At 32.0% G+C, this 14,196-nt stretch carries 17 protein-coding genes; 8 read left to right on the top strand and 9 right to left on the bottom strand.

The window, feature by feature from the left end:
• Positions 1-16: 16 nt before the first annotated feature.
• Entirely contained in the window at positions 17-1,114 is a 1,098-nt protein-coding gene (gene glf, locus HHX25_RS03030) for a UDP-galactopyranose mutase (RefSeq protein WP_205957983.1), read from the bottom strand.
• A 68-nt stretch (positions 1,115-1,182) separates the two neighbouring features.
• On the opposite strand from glf, the gene HHX25_RS03025 reads away from it, so the two are divergent.
• Positions 1,183-2,226, top strand: coding sequence for a beta-1,6-galactofuranosyltransferase (locus tag HHX25_RS03025; protein ID WP_169669983.1), 1,044 nt, complete (start codon positions 1,183-1,185; stop codon positions 2,224-2,226).
• Here HHX25_RS03025 and HHX25_RS03020 read toward each other — a convergent pair whose 3' ends face one another.
• Both HHX25_RS03020 and HHX25_RS03015 read right to left on the bottom strand, forming a co-directional pair.
• On the bottom strand, positions 2,227-3,270 hold the full coding sequence (locus HHX25_RS03020; protein ID WP_169669981.1) for a glycosyltransferase family 9 protein: 1,044 nt from the start codon (positions 3,268-3,270) through the stop codon (positions 2,227-2,229).
• A gap of 67 nt (positions 3,271-3,337) precedes the next feature.
• Entirely contained in the window at positions 3,338-4,153 is an 816-nt protein-coding gene (locus HHX25_RS03015; RefSeq protein ID WP_169669979.1) for a 2,3,4,5-tetrahydropyridine-2,6-dicarboxylate N-succinyltransferase, read from the bottom strand.
• 330 nt (positions 4,154-4,483) lie between these two features.
• On the opposite strand from HHX25_RS03015, the gene HHX25_RS03010 reads away from it, so the two are divergent.
• From HHX25_RS03010 to HHX25_RS02980, 7 genes are all read left to right on the top strand, one after another.
• On the top strand, positions 4,484-4,798 hold the full coding sequence (locus HHX25_RS03010; RefSeq protein ID WP_169669978.1) for a hypothetical protein: 315 nt from the start codon (positions 4,484-4,486) through the stop codon (positions 4,796-4,798).
• A gap of 179 nt (positions 4,799-4,977) precedes the next feature.
• Positions 4,978-5,388, top strand: a complete 411-nt coding sequence (gene ruvX / locus HHX25_RS03005) for a Holliday junction resolvase RuvX (RefSeq protein WP_169669976.1) — start codon at positions 4,978-4,980, stop codon at positions 5,386-5,388.
• A 93-nt stretch (positions 5,389-5,481) separates the two neighbouring features.
• A complete protein-coding gene (gene def / locus HHX25_RS03000; RefSeq protein WP_169669974.1) occupies positions 5,482-6,072 on the top strand; it encodes a peptide deformylase in 591 nt (196 codons plus the stop codon).
• 53 nt (positions 6,073-6,125) lie between these two features.
• The gene (locus tag HHX25_RS02995) at positions 6,126-6,560 is read left to right on the top strand and encodes a DUF5606 family protein (protein ID WP_169669972.1); all 435 of its coding nucleotides are present in this window, start codon (positions 6,126-6,128) and stop codon (positions 6,558-6,560) included.
• A gap of 100 nt (positions 6,561-6,660) precedes the next feature.
• The gene (locus tag HHX25_RS02990; RefSeq protein WP_169669970.1) at positions 6,661-7,332 is read left to right on the top strand and encodes a Crp/Fnr family transcriptional regulator; all 672 of its coding nucleotides are present in this window, start codon (positions 6,661-6,663) and stop codon (positions 7,330-7,332) included.
• Positions 7,333-7,405: 73 nt separating this feature from the next.
• Complete coding sequence (locus HHX25_RS02985) at positions 7,406-8,299, top strand: anti-sigma factor (protein WP_169669968.1); 894 nt, start codon at positions 7,406-7,408, stop codon at positions 8,297-8,299.
• A 72-nt stretch (positions 8,300-8,371) separates the two neighbouring features.
• Positions 8,372-8,932: a TlpA family protein disulfide reductase gene (locus HHX25_RS02980; protein WP_169669964.1), complete on the top strand. Its 561-nt coding sequence runs from the start codon at positions 8,372-8,374 to the stop codon at positions 8,930-8,932.
• Here HHX25_RS02980 and HHX25_RS02975 read toward each other — a convergent pair.
• From HHX25_RS02975 to HHX25_RS02950, 6 genes are all read right to left on the bottom strand, one after another.
• The gene (locus HHX25_RS02975) at positions 8,907-9,617 is read right to left on the bottom strand and encodes a lycopene cyclase domain-containing protein (RefSeq protein ID WP_169669962.1); all 711 of its coding nucleotides are present in this window, start codon (positions 9,615-9,617) and stop codon (positions 8,907-8,909) included. The two genes, HHX25_RS02980 and HHX25_RS02975, sit on opposite strands and share 26 nt — an antisense overlap.
• Positions 9,618-9,620: 3 nt before the next feature.
• Entirely contained in the window at positions 9,621-10,070 is a 450-nt protein-coding gene (locus tag HHX25_RS02970) for a sterol desaturase family protein (RefSeq protein WP_169669960.1), read from the bottom strand.
• 10 nt (positions 10,071-10,080) lie between these two features.
• Entirely contained in the window at positions 10,081-10,920 is an 840-nt protein-coding gene (locus tag HHX25_RS02965) for a phytoene/squalene synthase family protein (protein WP_169669958.1), read from the bottom strand.
• Between the two features lie 2 nt (positions 10,921-10,922).
• Positions 10,923-12,386, bottom strand: a complete 1,464-nt coding sequence (locus HHX25_RS02960; protein WP_169669956.1) for a phytoene desaturase family protein — start codon at positions 12,384-12,386, stop codon at positions 10,923-10,925.
• Between the two features lie 44 nt (positions 12,387-12,430).
• Positions 12,431-13,330, bottom strand: a complete 900-nt coding sequence (locus tag HHX25_RS02955; protein ID WP_169669954.1) for a MerR family transcriptional regulator — start codon at positions 13,328-13,330, stop codon at positions 12,431-12,433.
• A 353-nt stretch (positions 13,331-13,683) separates the two neighbouring features.
• Positions 13,684-14,196 carry a cupin domain-containing protein gene (locus tag HHX25_RS02950; RefSeq protein WP_169669951.1) on the bottom strand — a complete coding sequence of 171 codons (513 nt, stop codon included), beginning with the start codon at positions 14,194-14,196 and terminating at the stop codon, positions 13,684-13,686.

The raw sequence follows: 14,196 nt of genomic DNA, 5'->3' as shown, positions 1-14,196 counted from the left end.
TAGTTTGAAAAATAAGTTAATTAAGTTCTTTTTTTGCCTTTTGTAGCGCAGAAGCTATTATTTGGTGCATATCATAATATTTATATTCTGCAAGTCTCCCTCCAAATATAACATGAACCTCTTGTAAAGAAAGTGCCTTGTATGCTTGGTACTTTTTTTGGTTCTCATCATTATTAATAGGGTAATAGGCTTCTTTTTCAGAGGTCCATTGCTCTGGGAACTCTTTGGTTATAACGGTATGCTTTTGCTTGCCAAACTCAAAATGTTTGTGTTCTATAATTCGTGTATAAGGAACATTAGAATCGTTATAATTTACAACGGCATTTCCTTGAAAATTTTCCGTGTTCAGTTTCGTATTTTCAAATCGTAATGAACGATACTCCAGATTTCCATATTTATAATTATAGAATTCGTCTATTTTTCCGGTAAATACTATTTTTTTAGCAAGACCACTCAGCGCATCTTTATCTTTAAAAAAATCGACATTGGTTTTTATATCGATACCTTTTAACAGGCCGTCAATTATTTTGTTATAGCCTCCAATGGGAATACCCTGGTATTTGTCATTAAAATAATTATTATTAAAAGTATATCGAACAGGTAAGCGCTTGATAATAAAAGCAGGAAGCTCGGTAGCTTTTTTGCCCCATTGCTTTTCGGTATATTCTTTAATGAGGGCTTCATAAACATCTTTCCCAATTAAAGATAAGGCCTGTTCTTCTAAATTTTCGGGGTTTTTACAACCAAATTCTTTAATTTGATTTTCTATAATTGTTTTAGCCTCTTCAGGTGTTTTTGTACCCCATAACTGATAAAAAGTATTCATATTAAAGGGTAAATTATAGAGTTTTCCCTTAGATATTGAAATAGGTGAATTCACATAATTATTAAACTCTGTAAATTGATTTACATAATCCCAAATATCCTTATCATTAGTATGAAATATATGAGCGCCGTATTTATGTACATGGATACCGTCAACATTTTCACAATACACGTTGCCACCAACATGTGCTCTTTTGTCAATAACAAGACATTTTTTTCCTGCTTTAGTTGCCTCATGGGCAAATACACAGCCAAATAATCCAGCGCCAACAATTAAATAATCATACATTTGTATACTTTTATAATTTTTTAGCAAAACTAGGATATAAATAACCTACAAAAAAACTTTTCAATATAATGTATTACATTTCCAGAAACTATAAATCATTATTCAATGCTGCGGGAAAAGCAAAAACAGATTGTGAATTTACATTAGAAGCATTGGGGTTTAAAAATCTTGGATTTAAACAATCATCTATACCGAACTCTGCACTAGGGACTATTAAGAATTTTTTTGGTATTACAATGGCTTTATTACGGCTGCCTTTTAAGTCTGTTTTATGTACACAATATCCTAATAATAAATTTAGAAAACTGATATTGTTTTTTGCAAAGCTGAAACGTTGTAAAGTTATAACCATAGTCCATGATGTAAGATGTTTAAAAGGAAGAACTAAAGATGTTCAAGCGGAATTATCAAAAATTGTATGTTCTGATGTTATCATTGTACATAACGAGTCTATGAAAGCATGGTTTTTAGAACAAAATACAACCATACCTATTGTAGTTTTAGGGATATTCGACTATGTTTCTAACGAAAAACCACTTCAAAATAAAACCACCAAAGAAAATGACGTTTACAGTGTAGCCTATGCGGGCGGGTTTGGAGCAGGTAAAAATTCTTATATTTTTGATTTTGATATATTAGAGCATAGGAAATACCATTTAAAGTTATATGGTATTGGTTTTGATGCCAGTAAACGAAAAGTAAGTGAAGAAACATCTATTATTCATTATCAAGGTGCTTTTCCTTCCGATCAAATAGCTTATAAAATTGAAGCTGATTTCGGATTGGTATGGGATGGTGTATCGACTGAGTCTTGTAGTGGAGACCTTGGGGAGTACTTAAAGTATAATAATCCTCACAAAACATCATTATATCTTTTGTGTGGACTTCCTGTAATAGTTTGGGATCAAGCGGCTATAGCTTCTTTTATTGTAGAGAATAATTTAGGAATAGGTGTTTCCAACTTAAAAGACCTGAATACTGTGTTGGAGAATTTATCTGAGGAAGATTATAAATCAATGAAAAATAATGTTCAAAACGTTCAGGAAAAAGTAATGCATGGAAAGTTTGTAGAAGTTGCGGTAAAAAAAGCTATGGAAAAGTTGGAAGGATGATTACTTTAAAAAAGCTTTTAGTTTATCTGTGAAAAACTCAGGTTTAAACGTTTCATATAATGCAACAGCTTCGTTTTTATATTGCTTTTCTGCCTTGGTATACAATTCAGGTTTAAAATCCTTTAAATGAACGCTAACGTTGTTATCATTTTCAAAGAGACTCCAGCTTGCTTTATCTATCCATGGAGAGAAAATAGCAAAGGTTTTAACATCTAATGCCTTGGCCATATTAATGGCGCCGCCTTCATTTCCAATTACGGCATCGCAATGCTGTGTTATTGCCAAAAATGCTCTTAAACTTTTTCCAAAGACATGAAAGAAAATGTTTTTTTGAGTTTTTGGTTTACACAAATTAAATATAGATTTGGCTTCCGCTTCCTGTTTGGGTATGTAATTAAATAATATTTGACCAGAGGTTTCTGCAACTACAGTATCAATTACTTGAGCCATATAGCTAAAGGGATAGGTTTTTTTTACACCACTTCCTAAGACGCTTATCATGAATAAAGGGCTGTTAAAATCTATTCGATGATTTTTTAAAAAATGCTTACTGTTAGCAGTTTCTTCCTCAGTTAAATATATTTTTGGTTTTATAAATGTTGTTTCTATATCCAGAGGCGCTAATAATGCCATTCTGTTCACAATGGCTAGCCCGGCTTTGCTATTGTTGTCTTTTATTCTGTTTATGTTGTGATGATAAAAAAAGGTTGTATAATATTTATGATATGAAATTCTAGTTTTCGCTCCAGATAAAAAACTTATTAAATTACTGGATAATTTAGAATAAACATCAACAACGACATCGTACTTTTTATGTTTAACAACTTTAGTTAGCTTATAAAGTGCTTTTTTACTGGATTCGACTTCTTTTGTGAAAAAGATGAAATTGTCTATAAACGGATTGTTTTCAACAACAGGAAAGGTGTGCTCATTTATTAAATAATCCAATTGAGCTTTTGGATATTTTAAGCGAAGTGCTTCAAACAGAATACTGCTTGTAAGCACATCGCCTATCATTTTTTGTTGTATGATTAAGATTTTCAAAATTTACAACTTCAATTTTCACATATGAGTAAGCACTGCATACTGCGACTGTAAACTGCCAATTGTATTAAACAGCTACATCATGCTCTCTTAGAGCATCATTAAGTGATGTTTTTTTGTTAGTGCTCTCTTTACGTTTACCAATAATTAAAGCGCAAGGTACATTATAACTTCCAGAAGGGAATTCTTTGGCATAGCTACCAGGAATAACTACAGAACGAGCAGGCACTCTACCTTTATACTCTACAGGTTCATCACCAGTGACATCGATAATCTTTGTGCTCATTGTTAAAACAACTCCTGCACCTAAAACCGCTTCAGTTTCCACACGAACCCCTTCAACTACGATACATCTAGACCCTATAAAGGCATTGTCCTCTATAATTACTGGAGCAGCTTGTAAAGGCTCTAATACACCTCCAATACCTACACCACCAGACAAATGTACATTTTTACCTATTTGAGCACAACTACCAACGGTTGCCCAGGTATCAACCATAGTTCCTTCATCGACATAAGCTCCAATATTGACATAACTGGGCATTAATATCGTACCACTAGAAATATATGCACCATGTCTTGCAACTGCATGAGGAACTACACGAATTCCTTTTTCAGCATAACCACGTTTTAATGGAATTTTATCATGAAACTCTAAGGGACCAGCTTCAATAGTTTCCATTTTCTGAATTGGAAAATATAATACAACAGCCTTTTTTACCCATTCGTTAACTTGCCAGCCACCAGTAATTGGTTCGGCTACTCTCAATTCACCCTTATCTAATAAATCTATAACCTTACTTATAGCCGAAGTTGTTGTTTCTTCCTTTAAAAGATCTCGATTCTCCCAAGTATTTTCTATGATTTGTTGTAATTCTGTCATTGATATTTAAGTTTTGGGCAAATATAATAGGTATCATTTAAAAAATAGAACGAAAAGGTTATAATATCTACTATAAAATACTTCAAACTTTTTGTCGATTACTGCTAAGTTTTATAAAAATTAAGACTTGTTTTTTCTTTGAAAGAAAAAAATAATCGATGAAATACATTTTCAGTGTATTTCATCTTGTTAATCATGCCTTTAATCTGTTCGTCGATGAAAATTTGTAGCTCCACTACTAATCGAAAATTCACAGGCTTATAACTAATTTATTGTGTTTGAGCTTAGGTATGGGTATATATTTGGAGTATGCAAATGATGATAAACAGAATGAAAAAAAATATTTACATACTATTAATTTTATTACTTTCTTTTTCTTTAGGAGTTGCACAAAACACTTCCAAAAAGAACAAGATCGAATCTAATAAAGTTATTTTAGTTTCTGTTAATACTGAGGACGTAAAAACTGAAACAGCGCCTGCTGTTGAAACAGTAAAAGAAAATGAAGCATTGTTAATTGACCCTACCGAATTAAAAGAGTCTATTTCACGTACAAGCGATATTAGACTTTATCTTAATCGAGTAAGAAATGTTGAAAATATTAAAGTGATTTTTCCAAAAATAAATAAGCCTGTAAAGGTTTAATTTAAAGATTTTAAATATTAATAAGGTTAAACTGTTAAAGTTAAGAAAGGCTGTCTGAAAAGGCAGTCTTTTTTATTAAATATCTTTCTCATTTAAAATAACCATAATCGCCCTTTTATTTTGTAGTAATTCCAAACTAGAAATGGTATAATTAAACTATTTTTGCACAAAACAGATATATGGGGCGCATTTTAGCAATAGATTATGGTACTAAAAGAACGGGTATAGCCGTAACCGATGCGTTGCAGATAATAGCCTCGGGGCTTACTACTGTTAATACCAAAGAACTTTTAAAGTTTTTAAAAGATTATACTAATAAAGAGCAGGTTGAATTATTTTTAGTTGGAGAGCCAAAACAAATGAACAATATGGCCTCAGAAAGTGAAGTTCATATCCTCCCTTTTATAGATAATTTAAAAAAAGAATTTCCCAATATTCCAATAGAAAGAGTAGATGAGCGGTTTACTTCAAAAATGGCTTTTCAAACGATGATTGATAGTGGGTTAAAAAAACAACAACGAAAAAATAAAGCGCTAATAGATGAGATTAGTGCGACGCTCATTTTACAGAGCTACTTATATTCCAAATAAGTAGAACTCGTTAACCATAAATTTCGTATAAAGAATAGGACTAGTAAATTATAGTATTATTACTTTTGCAAATATTAATACCAATGTAAATAGATGATTTTACCAATAGTAGCCTATGGCGACCCAGTCTTAAAAAAGAAAGGAAAAGATATAACTCAAGAATATCCAAATCTTGATGCTCTTTTAGAAAATATGTTTGAAACCATGCACAACGCTTGCGGTGTTGGTTTAGCAGCACCACAAATAGGATTACCGATTAGGTTGTTTTTGGTTGATACGTCACCTTTTGCCGAAGACGAAGATTTAACGGCAGAAGACCAAAAAGCATTGAAAGACTTTAAGCGTATTTTTATTAATGCTAAAATAATCAAAGAAGAAGGGGATGAGTGGGCCTTTAATGAAGGGTGTTTAAGTATTCCAGATGTTAGGGAAGATGTTTTTAGGCAACCAAAAATAACCGTAGAGTATGTTGATGAAAGCTTTACACGACATACAGAAACTTTTGATGGGTTGATAGCAAGAGTTATTCAACATGAATACGATCATATAGAAGGTGTTTTGTTCACAGATAAACTTTCTAGCTTAAAAAAACGTTTAATAAAAGGAAAGCTAACCAATATATCTAAAGGCAAGATTAATGTCGATTATAGAATGCGTTTTCCCGATCAAAAAAAGAAGCGATAATATTTGCAAGCAATCAATAAACAGTTGATATTTGCGCCTTTCAAAAAATAATTATGAGTTTAGATAAAGTACTGTCAATAGGAGGAAAACCAGGTTTGTATAAATTAATAGCACAAACACGAGGTGGGTTTGTAGCAGAATCGTTAATAGATAACAAGCGTATATCTGTAAGCGTACAAAACAATATTAGCGTTTTGAGCGAAATTGCAATTTATACTTTAACTGAGGAAGTACCCTTAAAACAAGTTCTTGACAATATTAAGAAAAAGGAAAAAGGAGAACAAGCCTCTGTAAAACCTAAAGACAGCAAAGATAAATTAGAAGAATATTTCTTTGATGTATTACCAGATTATGATGAAGATAGGGTATATGCTAGTGATATCAAAAAAGTAATACAATGGTATAATTTATTGCAAAAACATAATATGTTGGATTTTTCAGATCCTGAAGAAAAAAGTAACGATACAGTTACAGACGAAGAAGAATAAAATATAAACCTCCATATTGGAGGTTTTTTTTATGTCTTTTTTGTAAGCTTATTTACTATTTATCGACTTTTAAGTGAGTTAACACAAAAAGAACAAATTAATGAAATCACTTTGGTTTTTTGATGATGTCAATCTTTTCAAGGTGCTTTGCCCCCACAAATTTAAAGCTTATAAAGCAAATCACGACTTTGATGCCTACAAAAAGAAAGACTATATCTATTTTGAAGAAGACTCTGCTAACAAGGTATACCTTATAGAAAGAGGAAAAGTTAAAATTGGCTACTACAGTGAAGATGGAGACGAAGTGGTTAAGGCTATTTTGACCCGTGGAGAGTTATTTGGTGAAACGGCTATCCTTGGAGAATCTAAGCGTGAAGAATTTGCTCAATCTATTGATAATACGACAAGTATATGTCCTATAGGTGTAGACACCATGCATGATTTAATGCGAAATAACCAAACTTTTAGTTTTAAAATATATAAAGTCATTGGTTTCAAGTTAAAAAGGTTAGAAAGGCGATTGCAATTACTGTTATTTAAAGATACCAAAACGCGTCTTGTAGAATTTTTAGATGAGTTATGTTCAGATTATGGATATGATTGTGAAAAAACTGGTGATAAAGTGATTCACCATCCCTATACCCAAAAGGACATTGCCTGTTTAATAGGAACTTCCAGACCTACTCTAAATATACTTTTAAACGAATTAAAGGAGGAAAAAGTACTTCAATTTTCCAGAAAAGAAATAAGAATTCATAAAAATATTGCTTAATGTTAGGTGGCTAACATTTTATAAAATCAGTGTACTTTAATTTTGAAGTATTAGAAACTTTAAAAAAAATACAATGATTAAAAGAATGTTTATAGTTACAGTATTAGTAATAGGATTATTAGCTAGTTCTTGTAGCAATGATGACGACAATACGCCATCAACAGCCAGTTTAACCTTAGAATTAGATGGTTTAGAGGCTTTAGGTGACGATTATGTATATGAAGGCTGGATTATAGTAAATGGTGCACCAATTTCAACGGGAACGTTTACTTCGGTTACATTTCCACAATCTTTCACAGTAGATGCTGCACAATTAGAAAATGCCACAACATTTGTATTATCCATTGAACCAGCAGGAGAAACAGGGACTGCGGCGGCAACCCCTGCAGATACAAAAATTTTAGTAGGCGATTTTTCAGGAGATAGAGCACCTGTTAATACGGCAATAGTAGGTGATTTTAGTGGATCTTGGGGATTGGCTTTTTTAAGAACTCCAACAGACGAAGCATCTGGAAGTGGCAATAATGGTAATGATGAAAATGGTATTTGGTTTGGAACGCCACAAGCATCAGGGCCTCCAACAGCAGGTTTGGGATTACCTGTATTGCCAGCAGGATGGAAATATGAAGGTTGGGTTGTAGTAGATGGTGTTGGCCCATTAACAACAGGGACATTTACCAGTTTTACAGCTGTAGATGATTCCAATATTTTTAGTGGAACAGAAAATAATGCTGGACCTCCAGTACCAGGTGAAGATTTCTTTAACAATGCCCCAGCAGGATTTACATTTCCATTAGATGTAAGAGGACGTACAGCAGTAATCTCTATAGAGCCAGACCCAGATAACTCACCAGCACCTTTTACTTTAAAACCATTAGTTGGTGCTATGGGGCAAGAAACAGCTCCCACAACGCATGATCTAACATACAGTTCAGATTCTTTTCCTACGGGTTGGGCTATTAGATAAAAATAAATTTAGTTTTTGTTAGATTTAAGGCATGGTTTCGACATAGAAACTGTGCCTTTTAATTTATTATACATGTTTAGAAAAAAAATCAGTTTAAAGAATGTTATATTTTTAATTGTAATAACAGTTTTAATTATTCCGCAAACACGACAGCCCATACAAGTGTTATTACATAAAGGATTTGTGCTTTTTGGCCCCTCAGTAATTAAGGATACTAAACAGGCTAGTTTGACAAATTATAATTGGAAACTTAAGGCTGAGCAAGATGTTTTTAATTTTGAAGGCGTTAAAGGTAAAGTTACTTTAGTGAATTTTTGGGCTACATGGTGCCCCCCATGCATTGCTGAAATGCCTAGTATGCAAGCGCTTTATGTTGATTATAAGGATACTGTAGAATTTATTTTCGTGTCTAATGAAGACCATGAGACAATTAATCAGTTTCTAAATAAAAATAACTATACTTTTAAAGTGTATAACCCCTTGACTAAATATCCAGAACCTTTTGATATTACAAGTATTCCTAGAACTTTTTTAATAGATAAGCAAGGGCGAATTGTCATTGATAAAAATGGTGCGGCAAATTGGAATAGTGATACGGTTAGAAAAACTATCGAGGACTTATTGGAGCAGTAGAATTTCTTTTAGATTCCAAATAATGCATTATGAACAGATTTAAAAGAATAAGAGAAAATGCATATACAGCATCTTCAATAGGAATCGTGAATAATCTAATATTTAAATTTTCTAAATTGTTATACCAAACAACCTCATTTCTAATAAAACTACCCGTTAATACCCCATTTACTATAAAAAAAGGAATAAGCATAACTAAAAATGTTAAATAGAAACTGCTCAATAAATTGGGGCTCTTTTTAATGACGATGCTAATTAGAATTGCTGCCAATAGAAAATTTATAAGCGTATACCATTTCGAGCTATTATAAATTGAAAAAACTAATAATAGTAATACAAGTAAGTAACTAATTGTTTTAGTTCTTGGTTGTGATAATTTCAAATTGGGGAAATAATACAATAACGCATAGTGCGTAAAGGTACAGGCATAAGGAATACATATAAAAAAAAGCCATTCTTCAATAGGCAAAGAAAATAATTTGAAGCCGAGAAAATAATCATTATTGAACCCCCAAATACCATTCATGGTAAAAATAATATCCCAGGGAATAAATAAGAGCATACTTATTGAAATTCCCACAAATAAAGGTTTCCAGCGCTTAAAAAAATTTAACTTAGGATGAAAACTGAATAAAAAGGGAATCGATATAGATCCCAAGTTTAATAACAGGTATAAATAATTCATCTGCTACTTTTTGAAGTATTTAAAGGGAACGATTAACATTCCAAAGCACTCACCATCCTCTTTATCAAGGTGTTTATGATGCATTTTATGGGCACGCCTTACGCCTTTCGCATACCAATTATTGGCATTTCTAAACAATTTAAAACGCTGGTGTATAAAGATATCATGAACGATAAAATAAGATAGGCCATAAGCAAATATCCCTATACCTATTGGTAAACCAGCCCAAAAACTCGTGTATTTCCATAATAGAAAAAAAGCAATGCTAACAACAGCATAAAAAATAAAGAAAGCATCATTGCGCTCAAACCAACTATCATGATCTTTTTTGTGATGATCCTTATGTAGAGTCCATAAAAAACCATGCATAACATATTTATGTGTAAACCATGCCATAAACTCCATAAAGCAATAGGTTCCCAAAAAAATCAATATCCAAAACACCGTATGCATACCTATAAAATTACATTAAATTTAATTGATATTTTACATAACTGCGCATTAAAAGTTCTATTTTTTTAGGATTAGAAACCCGTATCCGAGTGTTTTTAATTTGAAGAGCTGGTGTGTTTTTTAGCTTTTTTAACAGTTGACGATAATATCTGTAAGCAATGAATACCCCAAATTTAGCTTCAATAGGCAATTTTTTTATACCACTTAAACCTTTAGCAAAATCTGCCTCAATATCATTTATAATATCTTGTTTTGATGCTTCGTTTAAATTATTCAGGTCAGTTTTAGGAAAATAAGTTCTGTTCAAGTCATCAAAATCGGTTTTCAAATCTCTAAGAAAGTTCACTTTTTGAAATGCCGAGCCTAAAGACATAGCAGTATCTTTAAGTGCTTCATATTTAGTTTGGTCTCCTTTTACAAAAACCTTTAGACACATAAGCCCAACAACATCTGCAGATCCATAAATGTAGGCTTTGTATTCTTCTTCGGTAAGATATTGGGTTTTGTGTAAGTCCAAACGCATACTTTTCATAAAAGCATCTACCAAGCTTTTGTCTAAATTATATTTATGAAATGTATGCTGAAATGAATTGAGAATTGGGTTTAGACTAATTTTATCCTTTAAAGCAAGTTCTAAATCATCAGAAAACTTGTTAAAAAGTTGTTCCTTGTTATAATCATGAAAGGAATCAACAATCTCATCAGCAAAACGGACAAACCCATAAATATTATAAATATCCATTCTAATTGATTTGGAAAGCATTTTTGTCGCTAATGAAAATGATGTACTGTAAGTCTTCGTAACGAGCTTACTGCAATTATAAGAGACCGTATCGAATAATAATTTCATAATTAGTGATGGTATTTTGTTACTAAATCTGCTGCTAGTTTGCCTGATATCAATGAAGGAGGGACTCCTGGACCAGGGACTGTTAATTGACCGGTAAAAAACAAGTTTTTTACTTTTTTGCTTTTTAATTTTGGTCTTAAAAAAGCAGTTTGTGTTAAGGTATTCGCCATTCCATAAGCATTTCCTTTATACGAATTATAATCATTAATAAAATCGTTGACACAAAAACTTTCTTTAAAGATAATATGTTTTTTTATATTCTGTGAGGTTAAACTTTCAAATCGATGCATGATTTTATTAAAATAGATTTCTCTTAATTCTGGAGTATCATTTAATCCTGGAGCCAATGGAATTAGAAATATGCCAGCTTCTTTTCCTTCAGGAGCAGAATTGGTGTCTGTTTTACTTGGAAAGCTAGCATAGAACAATGGATTTTCAGGCCACTGAGGAGTATCATATATGGCTTCGGCATGCATATCGAAGTCAACATCAAAAAATAAAGTGTGGTGATCTACATTTTTTAATTTTTTGTCAAACCCTACATAAAATAGGAGTGAGGACGGCGCAAACGTTTTTTTGTTCCAATAATTTTCAGAGTATTGCCTATGTGGTTTTTCTAAAAGTGATTCTGTGTGATGATAGTCGGCACCACTAACAATAATATCAGATGCGTAGGTCTCTCCACGCGAAACAATACCTTTATATTTTCCGTTTTTTACAATAATTTTTTCTATGGGTGTATTGGTTTTAATAGTTACCCCCAATTCTTTTGCTAAATTTTCGATAGCTAAAATTACTTGGTACATGCCGTTTTTTGGGTGAAATGTCCCCAAACCAAAATCGGCATAATTCATAAAACTATAAAAAGAAGGTGTGTCACTAGGTTTAGCTCCTAAAAACAAAACGGGAAACTCGAGAATCTTGACAAGTCTTTGGTTCTTAAATTCTCTTCTAACATCTTTTTTTATGTTACTAAAAAATTGATTTAACTTTTTAACTGTAGCTGGAGTAACTAATTCTAAAGGAGAAACACCTGGATTATAAACCAAATCTTTAATGGCTATATCATAATTGCTTTCTGCTTGTTTAATGAATTTTTTTAGCTTCTTAGAGCTTCCGGTTTCTTCCTTTTCAAAAGCTACGGCTATTTTTTCTAAGGTATCTTCTATCTTTATAAAATCATCCTTTCCAAAATACACGCTATATGCTGGATTAAGTTTTTCTAAAGTATAATAGTCTTGAGGAGATTTGTTAAAATCTGAAAAAAAACGCTCAAATACATCTGGCATCCAATACCATGTAGGACCTATATCAAAGGTAAACCCTTCTTTTACAAGTTGTCGTGCTCTACCTCCAATGGTATCATTCTTTTCAAAAATAGTGACTTCGTAGCCAGCCTTGGCTAAGTAGCACGAAGCTGCCAAAGATGAAAACCCAGAACCAATTATATTTGCAGTTAATTTCATATTGTTTAACGAATATAGTTAAAAGTTAAACAAAATAAAAATATTTATAAATCTTTAACTAAATTTTCGATAGAATTAAAGATACTTACTTTTTGAGGAAGGTTTGTGATATTTAAGTCAGAGAGCTTTTTACCTAATAATAAAAGGTTCGTATTTTCTTTGTCCAGCAATACTTCACTAAATTTATTAATGTAGTCAGGAATCTCTTGTTCTGGAGGATATACTGTAAAGTAAGATATAAAAGTTATTTCTTCAAAAAACTCTAGCAAATCTGTGAGACTTTCCATAGGAACACTTTCCCCAAGGAAAATTGTATGATACCCCTTGCTTCTTAATTGATAATTAATGAACAAAAGCCCAATATCATGAATTTCATTGTCAGGTAAAAACAAAACAAAGGTTTTAGAAACAGGTTTAGGCTCTAAAATTTGTAGCCGTTCCGTATTTAAAAGTATCTTTTGTTTAATATGAATGGACAAAAAATGTTCATGAGCAGGCGTAATAGTATTGGTTTGCCATAAGAGGCCGATTTCATTTAATAAGGGTAAAAAAACAGTGTAGAAAATTTCACTGAAGGTTTTGGTTTCGAGTAAATTATTATAAGTACTATAAAATAATACCTGGTCAAAGTTTATCATGGCCATTTTTAAGGCATTCATGGCATGGTCTTCAACCTTTGCTCTCGAAGCTATTTCCCTAACTTTTATAGGAATTTCTTCTTCTTTAAGATTAGCAACTTTCGAGATTTTTAACCCATTATTATTTAAATACGATATATTTAATAGCTTTTGCAGGCTCGCTAAGCTATAATTTCTAATGTTTGTATCCGATCGATTTGGGCTTAGTAGATTGTAGCGCTTTTCCCATATACGTATCGTATGCGCTTTGATACCTGTAAGGTTTTCTAAATCTTTAATACTAAAATTGACTCTAATATTGTTCATCGAAATTTAGTTTTGGTTAAACAAAATTAAGAAAAATTAATTGATAAATAACAAAAAAACTTAAATTAATTCAGTACAATATGTAGGAAATGGTATATTTAGAGGATTTTTTTAGCGATTGTAAACACACTAAGAACACCTTGTAATAACGGGTTTAAAAGGGCATGCATATGTTGGTATTGAAAAATAAAAAGAGGGAGCCTAAAAAGTATGTTCTATGTCATATTGAGCTTGTCGAAATATTTTTAAAACACTAATTAATCAATATTGGTTTCGACAGGCTCAACCTGACAAATCAAATTACAAAGACTTTTTAAACACCCTCTTTTAAGACTCTTAATTAGTTTTCGATTTTATGTCCTAACAGGTATCATATTGGAAGTATCTACAGGAAAACTATCATATTTATTATATAGTTTTAAATATTTTTCAGGATCAATGGGTGCTTCATTGAGTGTTTCATATAGGCCTTTAAAGAAGCCCTCTCGCTTTTGAGATGGATTGAAAACCAATGTTAATTTTACCGTTTCATTAGTGTCATTTCTAAACCCATGAGGAGTAAATCTGGGTATGTAGGCAACGGCTCCAGGTTCTGCTTGATATTCTTTATCTGCAACTTGTATTGTTAACAGGCCTTCATTTACTATAAAGGTCTCGTCCATAAACCTGTGGTAGTGTAATTTTGCACCAATAGCCATAGGCGGAAGCAAAATTTCATAAATACCTAATTGGTCGTTAGACATTTCGCTGGTCACTTTAAATGTTATTGAGATGGTATTTAATTCGAGTTTTTCGCCTTCGTTGGCTTTTATTATAGATGCATTATTTTCTAATACGTCTTCAAAATAGCTCTCTTTTGTAGTCAT

Origin of the sequence: Flavivirga algicola (genome assembly GCF_012910715.1) — a bacterium.
Classification (GTDB): domain Bacteria; phylum Bacteroidota; class Bacteroidia; order Flavobacteriales; family Flavobacteriaceae; genus Flavivirga; species Flavivirga algicola.
The sequence above is the reverse complement of the archived record's forward strand: the minus strand, read 5'-3'. Positions and strand labels throughout refer to the sequence as shown.

Excerpts from the sequence above, each read along its gene's own strand:
- glf (WP_205957983.1), bottom strand. The coding sequence starts at position 1,114 with ATGTATGATTATTTAATTGTTGGCGCTGGATTATTTGGCTGTGTATTT.
- HHX25_RS03025 (WP_169669983.1), top strand. The coding sequence starts at position 1,183 with ATGTATTACATTTCCAGAAACTATAAATCATTATTCAATGCTGCGGGA.
- HHX25_RS03015 (WP_169669979.1), bottom strand. The coding sequence starts at position 4,153 with ATGACAGAATTACAACAAATCATAGAAAATACTTGGGAGAATCGAGAT.
- HHX25_RS03010 (WP_169669978.1), top strand. The coding sequence starts at position 4,484 with ATGAAAAAAAATATTTACATACTATTAATTTTATTACTTTCTTTTTCT.
- ruvX (WP_169669976.1), top strand. The coding sequence starts at position 4,978 with ATGGGGCGCATTTTAGCAATAGATTATGGTACTAAAAGAACGGGTATA.
- def (WP_169669974.1), top strand. The coding sequence starts at position 5,482 with ATGATTTTACCAATAGTAGCCTATGGCGACCCAGTCTTAAAAAAGAAA.
- HHX25_RS02995 (WP_169669972.1), top strand. The coding sequence starts at position 6,126 with ATGAGTTTAGATAAAGTACTGTCAATAGGAGGAAAACCAGGTTTGTAT.
- HHX25_RS02990 (WP_169669970.1), top strand. The coding sequence starts at position 6,661 with ATGAAATCACTTTGGTTTTTTGATGATGTCAATCTTTTCAAGGTGCTT.
- HHX25_RS02985 (WP_169669968.1), top strand. The coding sequence starts at position 7,406 with ATGATTAAAAGAATGTTTATAGTTACAGTATTAGTAATAGGATTATTA.
- HHX25_RS02980 (WP_169669964.1), top strand. The coding sequence starts at position 8,372 with ATGTTTAGAAAAAAAATCAGTTTAAAGAATGTTATATTTTTAATTGTA.
- HHX25_RS02975 (WP_169669962.1), bottom strand. The coding sequence starts at position 9,617 with ATGAATTATTTATACCTGTTATTAAACTTGGGATCTATATCGATTCCC.
- HHX25_RS02970 (WP_169669960.1), bottom strand. The coding sequence starts at position 10,070 with ATGCATACGGTGTTTTGGATATTGATTTTTTTGGGAACCTATTGCTTT.
- HHX25_RS02965 (WP_169669958.1), bottom strand. The coding sequence starts at position 10,920 with ATGAAATTATTATTCGATACGGTCTCTTATAATTGCAGTAAGCTCGTT.
- HHX25_RS02960 (WP_169669956.1), bottom strand. The coding sequence starts at position 12,386 with ATGAAATTAACTGCAAATATAATTGGTTCTGGGTTTTCATCTTTGGCA.
- HHX25_RS02955 (WP_169669954.1), bottom strand. The coding sequence starts at position 13,330 with ATGAACAATATTAGAGTCAATTTTAGTATTAAAGATTTAGAAAACCTT.
- HHX25_RS02950 (WP_169669951.1), bottom strand. The coding sequence starts at position 14,196 with ATGACTACAAAAGAGAGCTATTTTGAAGACGTATTAGAAAATAATGCA.